This window comes from Planococcus circulans (assembly GCF_020023385.1).
Classification (GTDB): domain Bacteria; phylum Bacillota; class Bacilli; order Bacillales_A; family Planococcaceae; genus Planococcus.
The window spans coordinates 78,499-100,679 of sequence record NZ_JAIQCL010000009.1 but is presented as its reverse complement, the minus strand read 5'-3'; the positions used below and the strand labels follow the sequence as shown (position 1 = coordinate 100,679).

At 48.4% G+C, this 22,181-nt stretch carries 21 protein-coding genes; 3 read left to right on the top strand and 18 right to left on the bottom strand.

Annotated elements, in window-relative coordinates; all coding sequences use genetic code 11:
* Positions 1-49: 49 nt before the first annotated feature.
* From hisIE to hprK, 13 genes are all read right to left on the bottom strand, one after another.
* Positions 50-676: a bifunctional phosphoribosyl-AMP cyclohydrolase/phosphoribosyl-ATP diphosphatase HisIE gene (hisIE, locus tag K8U60_RS14765; protein WP_223641769.1), complete on the bottom strand. Its 627-nt coding sequence runs from the start codon at positions 674-676 to the stop codon at positions 50-52.
* A complete protein-coding gene (hisF, locus tag K8U60_RS14760) occupies positions 673-1,425 on the bottom strand; it encodes an imidazole glycerol phosphate synthase subunit HisF (protein ID WP_223641767.1) in 753 nt (250 codons plus the stop codon). Before hisF ends, hisIE begins: the two co-directional genes overlap by 4 nt.
* Entirely contained in the window at positions 1,419-2,147 is a 729-nt protein-coding gene (gene hisA / locus K8U60_RS14755) for a 1-(5-phosphoribosyl)-5-[(5-phosphoribosylamino)methylideneamino]imidazole-4-carboxamide isomerase (protein ID WP_223641765.1), read from the bottom strand. The genes hisF and hisA overlap by 7 nt, the downstream gene beginning before the upstream one ends.
* A complete protein-coding gene (hisH, locus tag K8U60_RS14750) occupies positions 2,140-2,769 on the bottom strand; it encodes an imidazole glycerol phosphate synthase subunit HisH (RefSeq protein WP_223641763.1) in 630 nt (209 codons plus the stop codon). The genes hisA and hisH overlap by 8 nt, the downstream gene beginning before the upstream one ends.
* Entirely contained in the window at positions 2,766-3,353 is a 588-nt protein-coding gene (gene hisB, locus K8U60_RS14745) for an imidazoleglycerol-phosphate dehydratase HisB (RefSeq protein WP_223641761.1), read from the bottom strand. The genes hisH and hisB overlap by 4 nt, the downstream gene beginning before the upstream one ends.
* Positions 3,350-4,633, bottom strand: a complete 1,284-nt coding sequence (gene hisD / locus K8U60_RS14740) for a histidinol dehydrogenase (protein WP_223641759.1) — start codon at positions 4,631-4,633, stop codon at positions 3,350-3,352. Before hisD ends, hisB begins: the two co-directional genes overlap by 4 nt.
* Complete coding sequence (gene hisG / locus K8U60_RS14735) at positions 4,630-5,256, bottom strand: ATP phosphoribosyltransferase (RefSeq protein ID WP_215102112.1); 627 nt, start codon at positions 5,254-5,256, stop codon at positions 4,630-4,632. Before hisG ends, hisD begins: the two co-directional genes overlap by 4 nt.
* Positions 5,256-6,413: an ATP phosphoribosyltransferase regulatory subunit gene (gene hisZ / locus K8U60_RS14730; protein WP_223641757.1), complete on the bottom strand. Its 1,158-nt coding sequence runs from the start codon at positions 6,411-6,413 to the stop codon at positions 5,256-5,258. The genes hisG and hisZ overlap by 1 nt, the downstream gene beginning before the upstream one ends.
* Before the next feature lie 132 nt (positions 6,414-6,545).
* Entirely contained in the window at positions 6,546-7,058 is a 513-nt protein-coding gene (locus K8U60_RS14725) for an acyltransferase (protein ID WP_223641740.1), read from the bottom strand.
* On the bottom strand, positions 7,055-7,711 hold the full coding sequence (gene ppaX / locus K8U60_RS14720) for a pyrophosphatase PpaX (protein ID WP_223641738.1): 657 nt from the start codon (positions 7,709-7,711) through the stop codon (positions 7,055-7,057). The genes K8U60_RS14725 and ppaX overlap by 4 nt, the downstream gene beginning before the upstream one ends.
* The gene (locus K8U60_RS14715) at positions 7,708-8,643 is read right to left on the bottom strand and encodes a nucleoside recognition domain-containing protein (RefSeq protein WP_223641736.1); all 936 of its coding nucleotides are present in this window, start codon (positions 8,641-8,643) and stop codon (positions 7,708-7,710) included. Before K8U60_RS14715 ends, ppaX begins: the two co-directional genes overlap by 4 nt.
* A gap of 19 nt (positions 8,644-8,662) precedes the next feature.
* Positions 8,663-9,475, bottom strand: a complete 813-nt coding sequence (gene lgt / locus K8U60_RS14710; RefSeq protein ID WP_223641734.1) for a prolipoprotein diacylglyceryl transferase — start codon at positions 9,473-9,475, stop codon at positions 8,663-8,665.
* A gap of 21 nt (positions 9,476-9,496) precedes the next feature.
* Positions 9,497-10,423: an HPr(Ser) kinase/phosphatase gene (gene hprK, locus K8U60_RS14705; protein WP_223641732.1), complete on the bottom strand. Its 927-nt coding sequence runs from the start codon at positions 10,421-10,423 to the stop codon at positions 9,497-9,499.
* A gap of 167 nt (positions 10,424-10,590) precedes the next feature.
* On the opposite strand from hprK, the gene K8U60_RS14700 reads away from it, so the two are divergent.
* The 3 genes from K8U60_RS14700 to K8U60_RS14690 all read left to right on the top strand — a co-directional run bounded on the left by K8U60_RS14700 (position 10,591) and on the right by K8U60_RS14690 (position 13,655).
* Positions 10,591-11,139, top strand: coding sequence for an N-acetylmuramoyl-L-alanine amidase family protein (locus tag K8U60_RS14700; protein WP_223641730.1), 549 nt, complete (start codon positions 10,591-10,593; stop codon positions 11,137-11,139).
* Between the two features lie 110 nt (positions 11,140-11,249).
* On the top strand, positions 11,250-13,196 hold the full coding sequence (locus K8U60_RS14695; RefSeq protein WP_223641728.1) for a GTP-binding protein: 1,947 nt from the start codon (positions 11,250-11,252) through the stop codon (positions 13,194-13,196).
* Positions 13,197-13,226: 30 nt separating this feature from the next.
* Positions 13,227-13,655 carry a DUF1801 domain-containing protein gene (locus tag K8U60_RS14690; RefSeq protein WP_223641726.1) on the top strand — a complete coding sequence of 143 codons (429 nt, stop codon included), beginning with the start codon at positions 13,227-13,229 and terminating at the stop codon, positions 13,653-13,655.
* Positions 13,656-14,056: 401 nt separating this feature from the next.
* On the opposite strand, the gene K8U60_RS14685 is transcribed toward K8U60_RS14690, so the two are convergent.
* From K8U60_RS14685 to uvrB, 5 genes are all read right to left on the bottom strand, one after another.
* Positions 14,057-15,292 (bottom strand): M20/M25/M40 family metallo-hydrolase, encoded by a 1,236-nt coding sequence (locus K8U60_RS14685; RefSeq protein WP_223641717.1) that lies wholly within the window; start codon positions 15,290-15,292, stop codon positions 14,057-14,059.
* Positions 15,293-15,310: 18 nt separating this feature from the next.
* Positions 15,311-15,760 (bottom strand): potassium channel family protein, encoded by a 450-nt coding sequence (locus K8U60_RS14680; RefSeq protein WP_223641715.1) that lies wholly within the window; start codon positions 15,758-15,760, stop codon positions 15,311-15,313.
* 111 nt (positions 15,761-15,871) lie between these two features.
* Complete coding sequence (locus K8U60_RS14675; protein WP_223641713.1) at positions 15,872-17,044, bottom strand: DUF4097 family beta strand repeat-containing protein; 1,173 nt, start codon at positions 17,042-17,044, stop codon at positions 15,872-15,874.
* 97 nt (positions 17,045-17,141) lie between these two features.
* Positions 17,142-20,024, bottom strand: a complete 2,883-nt coding sequence (gene uvrA, locus K8U60_RS14670) for an excinuclease ABC subunit UvrA (RefSeq protein ID WP_223641710.1) — start codon at positions 20,022-20,024, stop codon at positions 17,142-17,144.
* 6 nt (positions 20,025-20,030) lie between these two features.
* Positions 20,031-22,013, bottom strand: coding sequence for an excinuclease ABC subunit UvrB (uvrB, locus tag K8U60_RS14665; RefSeq protein WP_223641708.1), 1,983 nt, complete (start codon positions 22,011-22,013; stop codon positions 20,031-20,033).
* Positions 22,014-22,181: the final 168 nt, after the last annotated feature.

Below are 22,181 nucleotides of genomic sequence, written 5' to 3'. Positions count from 1 at the left end.
AACATCGCCCCTATACTCAAATGTGCTGTAATTATAGCATATTTCCTTATTATTTACTTGTCGTTTTTGTAGCGTGGCGGTCTTTTAATACATTGACCACTTGATCGATTCCCACTTTTTGTTCCTGCAGCAGCACCAAGGTGTGATAGAACAAATCGGCTGTTTCCATAGCCAGTTCCTCAGCATCCCGATTTTTTGCTGCAATGATGACTTCAGCCGCTTCTTCCCCGACTTTTTTGCAGATTTTATCTACGCCTTCTTCAAAGAGATAGGTTGTATACGCGCCTTCAGGCATTTCTTCTTCACGTGCTTTGATCAAAGAAGTCAGCTGAGCGAACATATCTCCTGGAGATTCGTTGCGTTCGCCATGAATGGTCTCGAAGAAACAGCTGTCCTTGCCGGTGTGGCAAGCAGGTCCGTTCGGGATCACTTCATAGATCAGCGAATCGCCGTCGCAATCCAGACGCACGGCCGTCACTTTTTGGGTATTGCCACTGGTTGCTCCTTTGTTCCATAGTTCGCTGCGGCTTCTTGAGTACAACCACGTTTCATTGGTGTCCATCGTTTTTTGGACTGCCTCTTCATTGGCATAAGCCAACGACAGGACTTCTTTTGTTTCGGCATTCTGGATAATAACGGGAATCAGCCCGTTTTGATCATATTGTATCGTTGTCATCGGACGTTCACTCCCTCTTTCCGTAAAAATTCTTTTACTTCAGCTACGCTGGTTTCTTTGTAATGGAAAATAGATGCGGCCAGTGCAGCGTCGGCATCCACCGTTTTAAAGACTTCGCTGAAATGCTCTTTGTTTCCTGCTCCGCCGCTGGCAATGACCGGTACTTCCACCGCTTCACGTACGGCTTGCGTCAATTCCAGGTCAAAGCCGTCTTTCGAGCCGTCTTTGTCCATGCTGGTCAACAACAGTTCGCCGGCTCCAAGTTCCACGCTTTTTTTCGCCCATTCAATGGCATTCCACTTGGTTTTATTGCGCCCGCCATGTGTATAGACGTCCCAACTGTCGCCATTCTTCTTAGCGTCGATGGCGACGACGATGCACTGGGAGCCGAAGAAGTCCGCCCCTTCTTTGATCAATTCCGGACGATCGAGAGCCGCCGTGTTCAAAGACACTTTATCGGCGCCAGCCCGCAGCATGCGTTTCATATCCTCCAGGCTGCGGATTCCCCCTCCCACTGTAAAGGGAATCGACAGCTCCGTCGCAACAATTTTGACCACTTCGACCATAGTTTCCTTGCCTTCATGTGAAGCCGAGATGTCCAGAAACACCAATTCGTCAGCTCCTTGCTTGTCATAAAAACGAGCCAGTTCTACAGGATCGCCTGCATCGCGCAGTGAAACGAAGCTGACACCTTTAACGACGCGCCCTTCTTTCACATCCAGACAGGGAATGATGCGTTTTGTCAGCATGACAATGCCTCCTCCAAGGTAAAGCGTTTTTCATACAGTGCTTTCCCTATAATAACACCGGCAATATTGCTATGGGTAGATGCCTTTTTTACATTGCGGACATCTTCCAATGAACCGATGCCGCCAGAGACAATGACTTGTGCTTCTTCAGAATCAGCCAATGCTTTGTTCGCTTCGATATTCGGTCCAGCTAAAGTTCCATCTGTTGCGATATCTGTGTAGATAAAATGCTTAGCACCTTTAGAAGCGAAATAGTTCGCCACTTCCGTTGCCGCCTGACCCGACGTTTCAATCCAGCCTTCTGTCGCGGCCATCCCATTTTTCGCATCTATGCCAATGACGATCCGGTCAGCACCGAACTCTTCGATAAATGACACGGCAAGCTCTGGATTGCGGATGGCAAGGCTTCCGATAATGACACGTGCAACACCATTCGATAAATAATGTTCGATATCTTCACGTGTCCGGATACCCCCGCCTACCTGGACGTTTGCACCCAATTTTGCAGCTTCGATAACGACTTGATCATTGATCCGAACACCATCTTTCGCACCGTCCAAATCGACCATATGTATCCACTGTGCTCCAGCCTCCACGAATTTCTTCGCCATGTCGACCGGAGAATCACCGTAGATGGTTTCCTGGGCATAATCTCCCTGGAATAGGCGTACACATTTTCCATCCCGCAAATCGATAGCGGGATAAATTTGAAACTTAGTCATGTAGGTTCCTCCTGACATTTGCAATCCACTGTTCTAATAAATAATGGCCAAAATCGCCTGATTTTTCCGGATGGAACTGCATACCTGTAATCAATCCGTTTCCGACTACTCCTGGAACGTCGTGGTTTCCGTAGCTTGCTGTCGCCCAGATTTCCTGATCATCGGTATTGACCGCCAAAAAGGAATGGACAAAATAAACATGCGTATCGCTCAAAACTTCATCCAACCAGTAGGGGACACGTGAAAATTCGAGACGGTTCCAGCCCATATGCGGAATCCGGTACGTCCCTTTTTCAAAACGGCGGATTTGGCCCTTCAACAAGCCCAACCCTTTGGTCGGTTTCACTTCCGAGCTGTCTTCATATAATAATTGCATGCCGAGGCAAATGCCAAGCAGCGGAATGTTTTTCTCCGGCAACGATCGGATGAATTCCGAAAGACCTTTTTGGTCCAACAGCTCCATAGCATCCGGAAAAGCACCAACTCCTGGAAGAAGAATCCCTTCTGCTTCCAGCAGTACTGCCGGGTCGTCCGATACGATGACCGTACATTCCAATTTTTTCAATGCTTGCTCAACACTGAACAAATTGCCCATGCCGTAATCGATGATGCCGATGATCATGTCAACAGCCCCTTCGTCGACGGCACGCCTTTGACCCGTGGATCGATGCCTGTCGCTTCATCAAGCGCCCGTGCCAATGCCTTGAACACCGCTTCGATGATATGATGCGTATTTTTTCCGTAATGAACGATGACATGGACATTCATGCGGGCCTCAAGTGCGAATTTCCAAAGGAATTCCTGAACCAGCTCGGTGTCGAAAGTCCCCACTTTTTCGTTTGGAAGTTCGCAGCGGAACTCCAGATGCGGCCGGTTCGAACAGTCGATGACCACTTGCGCCAGTGCGTCATCCATCGGCACGAACGCATTGCCGTAACGGCGGATGCCTTTTTTATCGCCAAGCGCTTCTTTAACAGCCTGGCCGAGTACGATGCCGATGTCTTCTGTCGTGTGGTGATCGTCGATATGGGTATCTCCATCTGCTTTGATGTCGCCATCAAACAAGCCATGCTTGATGAAAAGATCCAGCATATGATCCATGAATGGAACGCCTGTATCGATTGTCGATTTGCCTTCTCCATCCAATGAAAAATTGATGGCTACTTTGGTTTCATTGGTATTTCGCTTGATTTCAGCTTGTCTCATTGTCCATTCCCCTTTTCCCAGGACCGCGATTCGACTGCACGCGCATGGCCTTCCAAACCTTCCAGGCGCGCAAGCCGTGCGATTTTATCTTTATTATTTTGCCAAGCCTGTTCGCTATAGCGGATAATACTGGTTCGTTTTATAAAATCATAGACAGATAACGCACTCGAAAAACGTGCCGTACTATTGGTCGGCAGGACATGGTTGGTCCCCGCAAAATAATCGCCGATCGGTTCTGACGAATAGCGCCCGATAAAGATGGCGCCGGCGTGCTGGATTTTATCCGCTACTGCTTCCGCATCCTCTGTCATGATCTCCAAATGCTCAGGAGCCAGTTGGTTGGCAGCTTCGATCAATTGGCCCATCGTCTCACCGAGATAGATCATGCCGTGGTCCGCCATTGCCGGACTGGCAATGGCTTCACGCGGCAAAAGCGACAGTTGCCGGTCCACTTCTTTGGAAACCGCATCAGCCAATCTTTCGCTGGCCGTCAATAAGACAGCGCTGGCCATCGGATCGTGTTCTGCCTGCGATAATAAATCCGCAGCTACTTCATCGGCATACGCGGAATCATCCGCGATGATGGCGATTTCACTCGGTCCGGCGATCATATCAATGGCGACGTCGCCATTGACTTCCCGTTTGGCCAAAGCCACGAAAATGTTTCCGGGACCCGTGATTTTATCGACCGGCATGATGGATTGTGTGCCATATGCCAAAGCCGCAATGGCCTGTGCACCGCCCGACTTGTAGACTTCCGTGATACCCAGAATATGGGCAGCCGCCAGAACCCCGTCGGACAAGGTGCCGTCTTTGCCCGGAGGCGAAATCAACACGATGCGCGCCACTCCAGCTACTTGAGCCGGGATGACGTTCATCAGTACGGACGATGGATAGGCTGCTGTTCCGCCTGGCACGTAAAGTCCTGCAGATTCAATCGCTGTGACGCGCTGGGCAACGTACGAACCGTCTTCATTGTCCAAACGGTAGCCTTGTTGCTGCTGGCTTTCATGGTAGCTGCGAATATTTGTTGCCGCTTCTGTCAAATCCTCCAGCAATTGACGGTCGAATCGCTCGACCGCCTGTGCAATTTCTTCATCCGTTACGCGCAGGGAAGAAAGTTTGGCGCCGTCCCATTTTTCAGCGTAGCGAAACATGGCCTGGTCTCCATTATCCCGAACATCCTGGATGATGTCTTTCACAGCTGCGACTTGCTGTCCGGTGCCTTCTGCGATGGTTCTTCTGATGGAGATTCCTGCTGATAAACGAGTTACTTTCATACGCTCGCCTGCTTTCTCAACTTCTCAACCAATTCCGTAATGCGCTTCTGCTTCAAGCGGTAGCTTACCGGATTGGCAATCAAACGCGACGTGATATCGACGATCTTCTCATATTCGACTAAGCCATTTTCCTTCAAGGTTTTGCCGGTCGAGACGATATCCACAATACGGTCCGCCAAGCCGATCATCGGCGCCAGTTCAATGGAACCGTTCAATTCGATGATTTCGACTTGTTCACCTTTGCCTCTATAATACTGCGAAGCCACTTTCGGGTATTTGGTCGCGACACGCGGCGTCACTTCATTCATCGGAGTGTCCGGCATGCCGGCAGTCGCGATGTAGCAGCGGCTGATGCCAAGGTCCAATAATTCATAGACATCCCGGTCATGCTCGAGCATGACATCTTTCCCGGCGATGCCGATATCCGCTACTCCATGTTCCACATATGCCGGAACATCCATCGGCTTGGAAAGAATAAAACGGATATTCTCATTCGGCGCTTCCACAATCAATTTGCGTGAATCGTCGAGTTCCTTCGGCAGGTCGTAGCCGGCCTTCACTAATAATTCGTAAGCTTCTTCAAATATACGCCCTTTAGGCATGGCAATCGTTAATGCATCCATCAATTGGCACCTTCCATTCGTAGGACTTTACTGAACAGCCCGCTGAATTCATCAATCGCCAAAACTGCTGGCGCAAATTGCAGCGTGACCCGGACTCCCTGTTCGCGGAGTTTCTGTGCTTCATCGAACGCCTGGTCTTCACCTTGTTCATCAAAGAGGATCAAGGTATGATTTTCCTGCTCTGGAACAGCAGAGATGATTTCCAGCAGCCGGTCGACACGCAGCCCGAAGCCCGTTGCGCCGACCTGCAGCCCGAATTGCTTCATCAAACCGTCATAACGTCCGCCGTTGCCGAGCGAAAAGCCGCTGCCTGCTCCATATACTTCAAACACCAATCCGGTGTAATAGGTCATGTGGCTGTTAAATGATAAGTCGTAGGTGATCGCGTCGGACAAACCGCTGCGATCCAATATTTTCTTCAATTTCTTCATGTCTTCGAATAAAGAATTTTGTTTCGCATTGTGGGGATCGATCCATTGCTGCCATTCTTCGACGTTTGACGTGGACATCAATCCGATGAACGATTCCAGTCTGGAAGGTTCTATCGGCAATTGCTTGGCCAAACTTTCAAATCCAACGCTGTTCTTCGAAACAAAAGCAGCATGGACTTTTTCGATCTGCTCCTGGTCTAAGCCGAAATCCTGCAGGATCAGCTGCAGCAATTGCGTATGGCCGATCACAAAGCGGCTGGATTTGATATTCAGGTTCTTTAAGATATTCCAGGCCAGAATGATGACTTCTGCATCGGCGTACAAAGAATCGTCGCCGATCAGTTCCACACCCATCTGTTCAAATTCAGCAGGCCGCCCGCCTTCACGCTTTTGGGCGCGGAAAACGTTCGAATAATAGCCGAGTCTGACCGGCATCTTTTCTTTCAGTAACTTGGAAGCAGCTACACGGGCGATCGGTGAAGTCATATCCGGCCGCAAAACCAACGTCTCTCCTTGGCTGTCCAATAATTTGAACAAAGCATTATCAGCGATGGCCGAGATTTTGCCGATTGTTTCGTAATATTCCAACGTCGGAGTCTGCAGCAGGTCATAGCCTGCCTGTTGAATAATGGACGTTCCATTTGTGCGGAGCTCCGCTTTCTTTTTCGCGATAAATGGGAAATCGTCTCTCATGCCTAACGGTTTTTCGAACATTTGTATGGTCATTCATAAAACTCCCTAATATTGGTTATTTTACTTTAGTTCGCTAATGTGGTGAAGTAATTATTATTTTAGCGCATTTTTCCATCCATCGTCAAGAGATATCCTCGAAAAAAACCCTGAAAGCAGTGGTTGCTTTCAGGATTTTGCTTGGCGCTCTGCCATTTGTTCAGCTGTATAGATGATGCTCATCGGATTTCCACCGACAAAAGCTCCAGCTGGCACATTTTTATGGACGAGCGTGGCAGCGGAAACGATTGCGCCGTTTCCAATGGTGATGCCGGGCAAAATCGTGGTGTTTGCTCCGATCATGACGCGGTCTCCGATGACTACGTCGCCGAGCCGATATTCATCTATTAAATATTCATGTGCAAGTATTGTTGTATTATAGCCGATTACTGAGTTTTTCCCGACCGTAATCCGTTCCGGAAACATGACATCAGGCATGACCATCAACGCAAAAGAAGAATGCTCTCCAATTTTCATTTTAAGGAAAGCTTTATACATCCAATTTTTCATCGGCAGAAACGGTGTATACCTGGCTGTCTGGATCACCAAAAAGTTTTTGGCCACCTTCCAGAAAGGGACAGTTTTGTATATATGCCAAAGCGAATTCGGACCTTCCACAAAATGGCGTTGTGTGTTTCTCATTTGACGGCCACTTTCGTCAATTCCAGCAAATCACTGATATGCTGCAGCATGAAGTCCGGATTGAAACCAGCTAGAAATTCTTCGCCTTTTACAGCCCAAGCCACACCAGCCGTCCGGACGCCCGCATTTTTGCCGCCTTCAATGTCATGCGAATTGTCGCCGATCATCAAAGCTTCGTCGTGGCGAGCGCCCAATTGCTCTAATGCCAGATGCAAAGGTTCTGGATGCGGTTTCGGATTGCTGACATGATCCAGGCCGACCAGCACGTCAAACACATCGCTGACACCCATCAATGCCAATCCGTGACGAATGGTTTCGCTTCTTTTGGTTGAGACGATCGCCATTTTCAAGCCCTGTGCTTTCAATAGGCGCAGCGTTTCGGCCACGCCGTCGTATTCCTCGACCAATTCATCGTGCATCATCCGGTTGAGGGAGCGGTACTGAATTGTCAGCTCTTCCACACGATCCGGATCGATGGCTGTAAATGTCTGTTCTAGCGACGGGCCGATAAAATGCAAAGCGTCTTCACGCCCGAAACGCCCCGGATAATGCTCATCCAGAACGGTCAAGAAGGTCTGGATGATCAATTCATTGGTATCCAGTAAAGTGCCGTCAAAATCGAATAATAAGGTATTGATCTGTTTTACCGTCATGTAGAAACCACTTCCTTCTCTTTTTCTTCCGCTTTACGCCACATATAGGAAACAAAAATGGTCAGCCCGAGTGCCGTAACCACACGGATGGCAAGTAACGGCCATATCGGGATCCCAAGTGGAATGAAAATCAACGTGTCTTCTACGATGGCATGGCAGGCGACCAGGAAGATGAACACCAAGGTCGCATCTTTTTTGCTGACGCCATCTTCCTGCACCGCCTGGATCATGACCCCTGCTCCCATGGCCAATCCGAAAATCAGTCCGGAAGCAAGCGTCAAAGAAGCGTTCTTCTCTACACCCAACAGACGTGTCAATGGTCCAAGCATCGTGGAGATTTTCTGGAGGTATTTTTTATCTTTCAAAATTTGAATCATGATCATCAATGGAATCACAATCATCGCTAATTGCAGGACGCCGAACGAAGCTTTCTCCAGCCCGATCAGCAAGATCCCCATCCAGCTTTCGGGTGCGGCAGCCGCTTCAGGAGCAAAGCCGTATTGGGCTACTTCGCCGCCGCCTTTCCACAGCAGGTTGATGATGATGGCCGATAATCCAGCAAGACCAAAGCGGACCACCAACACCACCCACAGCTTGACGCCTACTTTCAGGGCCACTCCCGTTTCAATAAAAATATTATGGGAGAAGGACAGCATGACCGCCAAAATGAAAACTTCTTTGACCGTCAGCTCCAAAGACAGGATACCGGCAATTCCGGCATACAGATTCAGCGCGTTCCCAAGGACCAGTGGTATGGCAGCGTCGCCGCTTAAACCGAACAAGCCCATGATCGGCGCCACTAAATCGATGATAAAAGGCAGAACCGGGGTATATTGAAGCATGGTGACGAGAAGAGTGATCGGGAATATGATTTTCCCCAATGCCCAGGTCGTCTTCAACCCTGCTTTTAATCCATTTCTCAACGTCGACATTTAATCGCTCTTTTCAATGTTATTTGTCTTTATAGCGCGGTGGGTTTTTGATTGCCGCGCGGCGGTACACGATAAATACCACGGCGATGATAATGGCAACAACCGACACCAGCTGTGCAGCCCGAAGTTCACCAACCACATAAAGGCTGTCAGTCCGCATGCCTTCGATAAAGAAGCGGCCAACAGAATACCAGATCATATAGAAGAAAAACATTTCGCCGCGTACCAGATTGACTTTCCGAAGCAGCAGCAAAATAATGATACCCACGAGGCTCCACATGGATTCATATAAGAAAGTCGGATGGTAGTAAGCTCCATCTATGTACATATGATTGATGATCCAGTCAGGAATGTAGAGATTTTCCAGAAAAGCACGGGATACTTCTCCACCATGCGCTTCCTGGTTGATGAAATTGCCCCACCGGCCAATCGCTTGACCGATCAGGATGCTCGGCGCCAAAATATCCGCCACTTTCAAAAAGGAGGTATTGCGTTTTTTGGTGAACAGATACGCGACAATCACGGATGCAATCAATGCTCCGTGGATCGCGATGCCGCCATTCCAGATGGCAATGATCTGTCCGGGATTGTCTTTGTAATGGTCCCATTCAAACGCGACATAGTAAATGCGGGCGCCGACTATTGCCAGCGGCACCGCCCAAATCAATAAATCCGTTAAATACTCAGGGTGCAACCCCCGTTTGACCATTTCACGCTGCCCCACCAAAAAGGCGATGACAATGCCTAAGGCGATGATGACACCATACCACTGGACCGAAATCGGGCCCAGTGAAAAAGCGGTCGGGTCTATTGAAGCTAGTATTGAATACATCTTGTGCACCTACCCATTCGCTTAGTTTGTATCTTGTGCTATGACATCATCCAGGCGCTTCGAAAATTCTTCAGCCGCATTGACGCCCATCCGTTTCAGGCGATAATTCATCGCCGCAACTTCGATGATAACGGATAAGTTTCGTCCAGGGCGAACTGGAATCGTCAGTTTCGTCAGGTGCGTATCGATGATCTTCATCTTTTCTTCTTCCAAGCCAAGACGATCATAGGTTTTATCAGGATCCCATAGCTCCAGGTCGATCACCAGGGAAATCCGCTTGAAGGTTCGGACGGCACTGGCTCCGAATAATGTCATGATATCAATGATGCCGACTCCGCGAATCTCGAGCAAGTGCTCGATCAGTTTCGGTGGATGGCCGACCAATGTATTTTCCCCTTCCTGGTGGATCTCCACGCAATCATCAGCTACCAGGCGATGGCCTTTCTTGACAAGCTCCAGCGCCGTCTCGCTCTTACCGACGCCGCTTTTTCCTGTCAGCAGGACGCCTACGCCGTATATGTCAACGAGCACACCATGAATAGCCGTGGTTGGAGCTAATTGACTTTCCAGGAAATTCGTCAGCAAACTGGAAAAGCGTGTTGTTGACATCGGTGTGGTCATAACCGGTACGTGGCGATTGCTTGAAGCAGTGACCAATTCTGCCGGAACGGGAACACCGTGCGAAACGATGATTGCCGGCGTATCGTCAGTGCAAAGTTTCATCATTCGGTCCAATCGTTCCTTCGGTGATAGCATGGCAAAAAAAGAAAGCTCGGTTTTGCCGAGCAGTTGCACACGGTTTGCTGGATAATGAGTGAAATAACCGGCCATTTCCAAACCGGGTCTTGAAATATCACTGATGGGAATATGACGGCCGATGCCTTCTTCTCCGCTGATCAAATCCAACTCGAACGTTTCCATCACTTGTTTTGTTGTTACTTGTCCCATTTGTTACCCCTCATTCCTTATCCACACATTATTTCGAATTTTCATCGAAGTTGTTCTTTTTGCATGCGGTTTGCTTTTATTTTAACATGGAAAAATTAAATTTGAAGATTTTTGTCCCCTTTTGCGGTCTCTTCCACTATATAGACCGCAAAAGGAGGTTTTTGAAAATGAAGATAATGATTGATGCCGGACATGGGCCAGACACACCCGGAAAGCGTTCGCCCGATGGCAGGCTGAGGGAATTCCATTTTAATTCGGCCGTTGCGGAAGAAGTCAAAAAGCGCTTGATGTTGGATGGGCATACTGTTTTGTTCAGCCATCAAAACGATCTGGATGTCCCGCTGCACGAACGTACAGCACTTGCAAACCGGTTGAAGGTGGACTTGTTCGTTTCCATCCACGCCAATGCAATGGGCCATGCCTTCAACTCAGCCAATGGCCTGGAAACCTTCACCTACAGCCGGCCGCAGCCAGCAACCAAACAGCTGGCAGCTATCGTCCAAAACGCTCTTGTGCGGGTGACGGGCCGGAAAGACCGTGGAGTCAAGCAAGGTGATTTTACTGTTCTCCGCGACACGCATATGCCGGCCATCCTCGTGGAATGCGGCTTTATGACGCATAAACAGGAGGTGGAACTGCTCAAATCTGCCGCTTACCGGAAACGCTGTGCACTGGGCATTTGTTTTGGAATCGCTTGTTATGATGCCATCAGTTGATTACTTTCCAATTGGATAAACCGCACCTGAACGCGAAAGCCACATCGGCTTTCGCGTTTTTCGTATTCCATATATAAAATCTGCTAAACTGGAGCTAAAGAGGTGACCGCATGAACAAAACCATTGGAATTCTGGCGCATGTCGATGCCGGCAAGACCACATTCTCAGAGCAATTGCTGTACCACACCAAAAGCATCCGCCAGCGCGGGCGGGTCGACCACCAAAACGCTTTTCTCGACAGCCATGCCATCGAAAAAAACCGCGGCATTACAATTTTCGCTGATCAGGCTAGTTTTTCATTTAATGAATCGACTTATTTTCTTATCGACACTCCGGGACACGTCGACTTCTCCCCGGAAATGGAACGCTCAGTTCAAGTGATGGATTACGCCATCATCATCGTCAGTGCAGTCGATGGCATTGAAGGCCATACCGAAACCGTTTGGCAGCTTCTGCAAAAACACCAGATACCGGTCTTTTTCTTCATCAACAAAACCGATCGTGAAAGTGCTGATCCTGCCGCTGTGCTGCAGGAAATCCGCTCAAACCTTTCCGGTGATGCCTGCATGATCACGGAGTCTTATCGCGGTGGAACCATGACTGAAGAGCTAATTGAATTCATCGCTGAGCGGGATGAAGCCTTATTGGCCCAATATCTCGAAACGGGGTACGATGAAGAACTTTGGCTAAAAGCTTTTCAACGCATGATTGCCGCCAATCAAATTTTCCCTTGCGCCAGCGGTTCCGCCCTGGAGGATACTGGCATTCAGGAATTCCTTATGCAGCTGGATGGACTGACGATCAGTTCCTATTCCGATAATGAAGAATTCGGCGCTCAAATCTATAAAATCCGCCATGATGAAAACGGCAATCGGATCTGTTTTCTAAAAGCCTTCAGCGGTAGACTCCAAGTTCGCGATAAATTGACATATGGCCCGAATGACCTCGAAGAAAAAGTCACACAGATCCGGGTTTATAACGGCGATAAATTTCAGACCGTTGAACAGGCATGGGCGGGTGAACTGTTTGCCATCGCAGGTTTATCAGAAGCTGCAATCGGCGATACCCTCGGCGTCAGGCAGAAGAGTTTCAACTCCCAAATGATGCCGACCTTAAAATCGACTGTCCTTTTTGATTCGGCCGTCCATGTAAAAGAAGTGCTGGGCAGCTTCAAAATTCTCGGTGCTGAAGACCCCTCCCTGTCCGTCTACTGGGATGAATATTTTCAACAGATACAAATCCAAGTCATGGGCGCCATCCAGTTGGAAGTTTTGGAGCAAGTGGTTTTTGAACGGTTCGGCCACAAGGTCCAGTTTGGCGAACCTGAAATTCTGTATAAAGAAACCATCGAGTTGCCAGTCATGGGATACGGCCATTTCGAGCCGCTCCGCCATTACGCGGAAGTTCATCTGAAAATCGAACCCGGCGAACGCGGCAGCGGTTTCCAGTTAGACAACGTCTGCCATGCCGATGCATTATCGGTCGGCCATCAAAACCTTATTCTCCGCCATCTGACTGAGCGCGATCATCACGGCTTACTGGCCGGCTCTCCTTTGACGGATGTAAAAGTGACGTTAACGACCGGACGCGGCCACAATCAGCACACGTCCGGCGGCGACTTCCGGGAGGCCGCTTTCCGCGCACTTCGCCAAGGCTTGGAGCAGGTACAAAACCGGTTGCTCGAACCAATGTACCGGTTCAAAATAAAAGTCGACCTCGAACAGATGGGAAAAGTGCTTTCTGATATTCAACAGGCTTATGGCAGCTTTCAAGCACCTGAAACAACAGATGGAAAAACGACGATTGAAGGCCGCGTGCCAGTTTCCACATTCATGAATTACGGTTCGGAATTTGCTGCCTTCACACATGGCAAAGGAGCCCTCAGCCTGCTGTTCGACGGCTATGATTTCTGTCATAATGAAGATGAAGTGATTGCCCGGATCGGCTATGCCAAAGATGCAGATCCCCTCTATACATCCACTTCCATCTTCTGTGCCAAAGGACAAGGCTATAAAGTGCCATGGCAAAAAGCAGAAAAAGCGATGCATTGTCTGTAGAATCCAGCTAAAGGAAAAGAGGGATAGGCCATGTACGAACAAAAAACAAAAGAAACCGATGCCGATGTCATCGAGTTCATCGAATCGGTCGACAACCCGAAGAAACGCCAGGATGCTTATGAGTTGCTTGAACTATTCGAACAGACCAGCGGCTTTCCCGCAAAAATGTGGGGACCCAGCATCATCGGTTTCGGAAGCTATCATTACGTATACAAAACGGGTCACGAAGGCGATGCGCCGCTTGTCGGGTTTTCTCCCCGCAAAGCGAAAATCAGCCTGTATTTCGCAACTGGCGATGAAAAACGTGGACCTTTGCTCGAGAAATTAGGCAAGCACACCACCGGCAAAACCTGTGTCTATATCAACAAAACAGACGACGTTGACCTCGACGTCCTCCAGCAATTGATCAGACAGTCCATCGATTTTCTGCAGGATTTGTATCCAGATAAGTTGAACTAAAGAATTTACTTTTTTAACTCATTGCGAGTGAAGAAACGAAGAAAGTGCTCCAGGCGGACGCTTTCCGCGGACGAAGCGCTGAGCCTCCTCGTCGCAAGCTCCTGCGGGGTCTCATCACTCCGTTCTTCCGCAGGAGTCGCCGCCTTCCTCTCTTTCTTCTAAGCATCTTCTTACATTTGATCAACAGGATATGGAGCAAACCAGCGGAGACTCCCGCGGGATAGCGAAGTGCCGAAATCCACTCGGGCGTTAGCCCGAGTTAGTTCGGCGCAAGCCCGTAGGAAAGCGGAGCTGGTTTGTAGAATATCCATAACAGAGTCGTTAAAAATTTAGTTCAACGTATCCAGATAAAAAACGAAAAAATCCGGACAGCCATAAAAGGCCGTCTGGATTTTTATTTTTTAAAGCAATGGCCGACTGATCTTTTCGACCCCAACCAGTCCCAAGATTGTCATCAAACTTTTTTGGATTGCCAAATGTCCATTTACCGGATTATGCCATTCTTCCAGCGTGTGTGCGTTATCAAACTCTCCGCCAAGACCAATGGTGATGGCGGGTACACCGATGCTCATCGGATAATTGGCATCTGTGCTGCTCGGTTCCTTCAACTCGGGTGCCGCTCCAAGCGACCGGACTGCCCCGCTCGCCACTTGAACGATCGGCTCATCCGCAGATTGACTCGCAGGTGGACGATTGCCGAAACGATCGATTTCGACCTGCAGGCGGTCATCACTCCATCGTGCATTTTCAGCGTCTGCCGCTTCTTTTACGATTTCAAGAAAATGCTGCTCTAATTTATCCAATTGCTGTTGCTCATTGGAGCGAAGATCGACCAGCATCGAGGCTTCCTGCGCAATAGCGTTTACCGATGTTCCACCGGAAACTTCTCCGATTGAAAAAGTCGTCTTCGGCTCGCTCGGCGTTTTCAAATCAGCGATTGCAGCCATCGCCCGCCCCAATGCATGCGTCGCACTGGGAGTTCCAAACGCCGCAAAACTATGTCCTCCGGGTCCTTTATATGTAACTTTATAACGATAGCTTCCTGTGGCCAAATAGGTGATGGCATTAGAGCCAGGTCCATCCAGTGACAGGAAGGCATCAATATCCGAGTGCTCCGTAAAAAAAGCTTTTACCCCACGCAAATCACCGGCTCCTTCCTCACCAACAGTTCCGCCGAAGATGATATCTCCGCTATTTTCAATAGCTGCTTCATTGAAGGCCCTCACTACCGCCAGCAATTCGGCCAAACCGCGCGTATCATCTCCAATTCCAGGCGCATGAAGCACGCCATCTTTCTGATGGACTGTGGTATCGGTTCCTTCAGGAAAAACCGTATCCAGGTGCGCAGACACAAAAACCTTCGGCCCTTGCCCTTTCCCTCTCCTCAATCCATAGACATTCCCTTCCGAATCCATGCGGACTTCTTCCAAACCCAGATCCTTCAGACGCATCATGAAATCTTCAGCACGCCGCTGTTCTTTGAATGGCGGCGCCGGAATTTCTGTCAAGGCAATCTGTTCTTCGATTGTGCGCTGATGGTCCTGTTCAATAAATGCGAGTGCCTGTTGAATCGCGGTGTCCTTCATCAATTCATCAAAAGCTTCTTTTATCCTAGCAGCCTTATTTTTATCCACCATGTCTCATCCTCATTCCATTTAGTTTTCTTCACTTTTTTTATCGCTTCGGTTTCCTTGTCCTTCTTTATCATGCCTCCCCATTTCATCGAATGCTTTAACAAAATAAGCGGACGGCAATAACAATCCCAATGCTGCCTGAACTACAGCGAAAAAGCGGGCATAGCCCATCGGCACCAAATCCCCATAACCGATGGATAACATTGTCACTCCACTAAAGTATAAATAATCCCAAAAATTTTCTCCTGCTCTTCTCCCTGTTTCATCATTCAGCCTTAAAGTATCGTTGTTGAACGCCAATAAATAATAAATGAGCGCAAAGCCAAAGGTCACTACTGTCATGATGATGAATAACTTTGTAAATAGCGAAGTATGGATGTAGCTTTCTTTATGCTGTTGATTCGTGAAAAAGTAATACAGATGGAGCAGCATCAAAATGACAGTGAAGCCGATCAAAATAGTCGCGATCATATCCCAAAACCTTTCTTTTATTCAAATAGTAAAATAAAAGCCACGAAAACACCAACTATGTGAATTTAGAAAAAAGCCGGCACTGCATACCAGTGCCGGCTTGAAGAATAGTTATTCGATTGTTAAATACCGCAATAGGACAGAACCTGTTTTGGTTTCTCCATAGACCAATAACGGAGCAGCAGCCGGTTCAGTTCCCTGTTTTGAGAACCGGATCGACTTTTGCATAAATTGTCCTTGTTCATGCGTACTGTCGATGTCGGAAAGCAAGACATCCATCTTGCCCAAGTTTGAAGAAACTTCACCTTTTAAAGGCAAGTGGGAAGGAATGTAAAGCTCGACATTGCCTGCCAACGTTTTTGTTTCCAACTTACGTGCTTCTTTGCATCTTGTCGTCGCGACAATATTGCCGTTCAATGATTTGGATACGATGGTCTGAATATCGCCATCAATATAGATGCGGCCGTTCAAGGTTTCCGCTTCCAATACTTTGCCTTTTGTTTCCTGGACGTGAATGGCGCCATTCGCTGTTTCCAATTCTGCATCATCGAATTCCACATGCTTCAGGTCGATTTTGCCGTTTGCTGTTTTTACTTTGACCAATGCAGCATCAATGCGTTTCATGGTGAATCCGCCATTAAACAAACGGGCAGTGATGTGCTCATAGGAAGCTTCGGGAACATACAGGATGACATTCACTTGGGTGGTCTTCAAATCGCTGATGATCCGAAGCTTATGGTCATCGGCAATAAAGACAAACTTATCAAGAAAATCCACTTTTGCCTGTGCCGGTGACTCGGAACGGTATGCCTTGACGCTGCACTCCGCTCGCAGCAAGCCATCCTGGGACGGGAAAATCTCCAACTGGCCATTGGCGATATCCGCAATGATGGTATTCAGGTCCGTCATTTCATCTGTGAACGTATGGCTGAATTGAACCGCTTCGCCGAATGGCGAGTCGAATTCCATCGTTTTTAATTTGCCGACAGAAGTCTGCATGAAATCCATCATCCGGGTGCCCAAGTCATTGAAGTCACGCGAAACATTTTTTGAGACATTCTTTGAAACGTTCTTCGAGAAATCCTTCGATACTTTCTTGACGATGTCTTCCGGTCTGAAAAATCCACGCTTCGCTGACTTGTCTTTTTGGTTATTGCGGCCATAATTCGGCTCATTCGAAGAAGAACTGCTGCCATCTATAGCACGCAGCAACTCAACGGCTTCGCGCGCAGAAATCGTACCGTTCTCAACCATATCCAAAATGCGTTCTTTTTCGCTTTGCATGTATTGTGGCCTCCTCATTGTCTGATTGTCCAAGTGAAAATCACTTGGGCAAACAGATCTATTCTTCTAATTGATACGTTTGCCAGCGGCAAAAGTTTCACTTAACCGCTTTTTTTCTGCGGCTGGCGCCTTTGACCAAGGCTTCCATACGGGCCCGGTCACGTTCAAGTATCGGTTTCAGGTACTTGCCCGTATAGGAATTTTCAACAGCCGCAATGTCTTCAGGAGTTCCCGTTGCAAGTATCGTACCACCCTTGTCTCCACCTTCAGGACCCAGATCGATGATGTGATCCGCTGTCTTGATGACGTCAAGATTGTGCTCGATCGTCAATACCGTATCGCCATTGTCTACAAGACGCTGCAGAACAAGAAGCAGACGGGAAATGTCATCGGCGTGGAGACCCGTTGTCGGTTCATCCAGAATATAAAAGGATTTTCCGTTTGAGCGTTTATGCAGCTCTGATGCCAGCTTGACGCGCTGCGCTTCACCTCCGGATAGAGTGGTTGCAGGTTGGCCCAGGGTGAGATAGCCCAGTCCAACATCTACCACCGTCTTCAATTTACGGCTGATTTTAGGAATATTTTCGAAAAACAAAGCAGCATCTTCCGCTGTCATATCCAGGATATCTGAGATGCTTTTGTTTTTGTACTTCACTTCCAAGGTTTCCCGGTTATAACGCTTGCCATGGCAGATTTCACATGGCACGTAAACATCCGGAAGGAAATGCATTTCTATTTTTATAATACCATCTCCGCGGCAAGCTTCACAGCGACCGCCCTTGACATTGAAACTGAAACGGCCTTTTTTATACCCGCGGACTTTCGCTTCGTTGGTCGTCGCGTAGACATCACGGATATCATCAAAAACACCGGTATAAGTTGCCGGATTTGAACGTGGAGTCCGGCCGATCGGCGACTGATCGATATCGATGACGCGTTCCAGCCCTTCAGTTCCTTCTATTGAATCGAAATGGCCCGGCTTGGCTTTCGCCCGGTTCAATCGATGTGCCAGTGTCTTGTAAAGGATCTCGTTGATGAGTGTACTTTTACCGGACCCAGAAACCCCAGTCACAGCTGTAAACAACCCAAGCGGAATATCGACATCCACTTTCTTCAGGTTATTCTGATTGGCTCCGCGGATGGAAATGTTCCGGTCGTTCGGAGCTCTGCGTTCTGCAGGCAAAGGAATGAACTTTTTACCGCTCAAATATTGGCCGGTCAGTGATTTTTTGTTTTTCATCACCTTGTCCGGTGTTCCGGCGGCAATGATTTCACCACCGTGTACGCCTGCACCCGGTCCGACATCAATTAAATAATCAGCTGCCAGCATGGTGTCTTCATCATGCTCGACAACGATCAAGGTATTGCCGATATCGCGCATGCTTTTCAATGTCTCAATCAGCCGGTCATTATCGCGTTGATGCAGCCCAATCGACGGTTCATCAAGAATATACAACACACCTGTCAGCCTCGAGCCGATTTGAGTCGCCAAGCGGATTCGCTGTGCTTCCCCTCCGGATAACGTTCCTGAAGCACGGTTCAAGGTCAGGTAATCAAGCCCGACATTGATCAGGAATCCGATGCGTTCCTGGATTTCCCGAATGATCAATTTAGCGATCTGTTGATCTTTTTCGGACAACTTCAGCTGATCGAAGAATTGATGAGCTTCAACAATCGAAAACTCGGTCACCTTTCCGATATGCACGTCGTTGACCTTAACTGCCAATGTTTCGGGCTTCAAGCGGTAGCCTTCACAAACCGTACACGGCTGCTCGCCCATATATTTTTCCATTTGTTCACGGATATAATCAGATGAGGTTTCGCGGTAACGGCGATCCACATTGGAAAGCACCCCTTCAAACTGGATATGATTGTCCCGTATCTGTCCATAATCATTCTGGTAGCGGAACCGGATCTTGTCGCTTCCGGATCCCCGCATGATGACATTGATGTGTTCTTCAGGCAAATCGCTGACAGGCACATCCATATCTATCTTGTAATGCTGGCAGATGGCTTTTAATAATTGGGGATAATACTGCGAACTCGTCGGCTGCCAAGGAACAATTGCCCCCTTGTTGAGAGATACACTCCAATCCGGAATAACCAATTCCGGGTCCACTTCCAGCTTCATCCCGAGACCATCACATTCGGGGCATGCCCCGAACGGCGAATTGAATGAAAACATTTTCGGTTCCAACTCACCGATGGAAAATCCGCAGACCGGACAGGCGTGATGTTCACTGAACAGCAATTCTTCCTCACCCATCACATCAATCAATACGCGGCCATCACCCAGACGCAGAGCAGATTCGAGAGAATCACTGAGTCGCGGTGCAATATTTTCTTTCATGACGACCCGGTCGATGACCACTTCAATTGAATGCTTTTTGTTCTTATCAAGCGTAATATCATCGTCCAAATCAATCAATTCTCCATTGACCCGAACCCGTACATATCCCTGCTTTTTGATGTCTTCCAGCAGCTTGACATGCGTTCCTTTTCGGCCAGTGACAATCGGCGCCAAAATCTGCATTTTCGTGCGTTCCGGATAAACGATCAAACGATCGACCATTTCCTCGATTGTCTGGGATGAAATTTCGATGCCGTGGTTCGGACATATCGGTTTTCCGATGCGGGCATACATAAGCCGCATATAATCATAGATTTCCGTTACCGTCGCCACTGTGGATCGCGGATTTTTGCTGGTGGTCTTCTGATCGATCGAAATGGCCGGTGAGAGCCCTTCAATTAAGTCGACATCCGGCTTGTCCATCTGGCCCAGAAATTGGCGGGCATAAGAAGACAGCGATTCTACATAACGCCGCTGCCCTTCTGCGTAAATCGTATCAAATGCCAGGGAGGATTTACCGGAGCCTGACAGCCCGGTCATGACAACAAGCTTGTCACGCGGAATGACAACGTCGATGTTCTTTAAATTATGCGCACGTGCGCCTTGTATCCGTATTTCCTGATTCTTCAACTTCCATCATCCTTCCGCTTTCAATTCAAGCACTGTATCACGCAGTTCTGCAGCGCGTTCGAAATCAAGTGCTTTGGCCGCTTCCTTCATTTCCGTTTCAAGCAAGGTCACCAGCTTCATGCGATCTTCTTTGTTGAGTTTTTTGCCGGATACTGCTTTTGAAACATATTCTTCCGTCTCTTCCGCTGCGGCAGTTGCGCGGATGACGTCACGGATTTTCTTCTGTATGGTAATTGGCGTAATGCCATGTTTTTCATTATAGTCCGCTTGAATCGTGCGGCGGCGCGTCGTTTCATCCATCGCTTTCTGCATGGAATCCGTCACTCTGTCAGCATACATGATGACGTGGCCATTTGCGTTTCTGGCTGCTCGGCCCATCGTTTGGATCAATGCACGTTCTGAACGCAAGAATCCTTCTTTATCGGCATCCAGAATGGTCACCAATGAAACTTCCGGAATATCCAAACCTTCACGCAATAGGTTGATGCCGACCAGCACATCGTAAACTCCCATCCGCAGCTCCCGGATGATTTCAATCCGTTCGAGGGTCTTGATCTCAGAGTGCAGATAATTGACTTTGATGCCGGCATCTTTCAAATAAGCTGTTAAGTCTTCCGACATCTTCTTGGTCAAGGTCGTCACCAGGACCCGCTCATTATTTTCCGCACGCTGTCGGATTTCATACATTAAGTCGTCTATCTGTCCTTCAATCGGCCGGATTTCGATGGTCGGATCAAGCAAGCCGGTCGGCCGGATGATCTGTTCCACCATCTCCGGTGTATGCTCCATTTCATAAGGTCCAGGCGTCGCCGAAACAAAGACCGCCTGGCTGATATGTTCTTCAAATTCGTCGAATGTCAACGGACGGTTATCCATAGCCGAAGGCAGTCTGAAACCGTAATCCACCAACACTTTTTTCCTTGCCTGGTCACCATTGAACATTCCGCGCACTTGCGGCAAGGTCACATGGCTTTCGTCTACGACCAAAAGAAAGTCTTCCGGGAAGTAATCGATCAATGTATAAGGTTGGGCACCCGCCGGACGAAGCGTCAAATGGCGGGAATAGTTTTCGATGCCGGAGCAAAAGCCCATTTCCCGCATCATCTCCAGATCGTAACGCGTGCGCTGTTCGAGGCGCTGTGCTTCCAGCAATTTGTCTTCCGCGCGCATTTCTTTCAGGCGCGCTTCCAATTCCTCTTCAATATTTGCAATCGCCTTGATCATTTTGTCTTCGCGCGTGACGAAGTGGGATGCTGGGAAAATGGCAACATGTTCGCGTTCACCGATAATTTCACCTGTCAAGGCATCCACTTCGCGGATACGATCGATTTCATCACCAAAAAATTCGACGCGCAGGCATCTTTCATCGCGTGATGCCGGGAAAATTTCAACCACATCTCCACGAACCCGGAATGTACCGCGAATGAAATTGATGTCGTTGCGCTCATATTGAACATCCACTAACTTTCTCAACAGCTGATTGCGTTCAATCTCCATCCCTTTGCGCAGGGAAACGACCAGTTCACGGTATTCTTTAGGCGAACCGAGCCCGTAGATGCAGGAAACGGATGCGATGACGATGACATCGTCCCGCTCAAACAAAGAACTGGTGGCGGAGTGTCGCAGCTTATCGATTTCATCATTGATGCTGGCATCTTTTTCGATGAAAGTATCCGATTGGGGCACGTAGGCCTCCGGCTGATAATAATCGTAATAACTGACAAAATACTCAACTGCGTTATCAGGAAAGAACTCCTTGAATTCGCTGTAGAGCTGGCCTGCCAGTGTTTTATTGTGGGCCATGACGAGTGTCGGCTTTTTCACCTGTTGGATGACATTCGACATCGTGTAGGTTTTACCTGTACCTGTAGCTCCCAGCAGGGTCTGACAGCGCTTGCCGTTGATGATGCCCTGCGTCAGTTCGGCAATGGCATGAGGCTGATCGCCGGCCGGTTCATAAGGTGCTTGAAGATTAAATTCCTGTTTCATATTAAGACGTCCTTCCGTTATTTCATTACTTCTACTTTACCATATGCCCTAAAAAACCACTAACAAAAAGCGAACGTATGTTTTTTATATGAAAGTAAATGAAAAAATGCACTTAAGCTGGCCAGTATAGAATGGTAAACTGCCGTTTAAAAAAAGGAATGCGTGCAT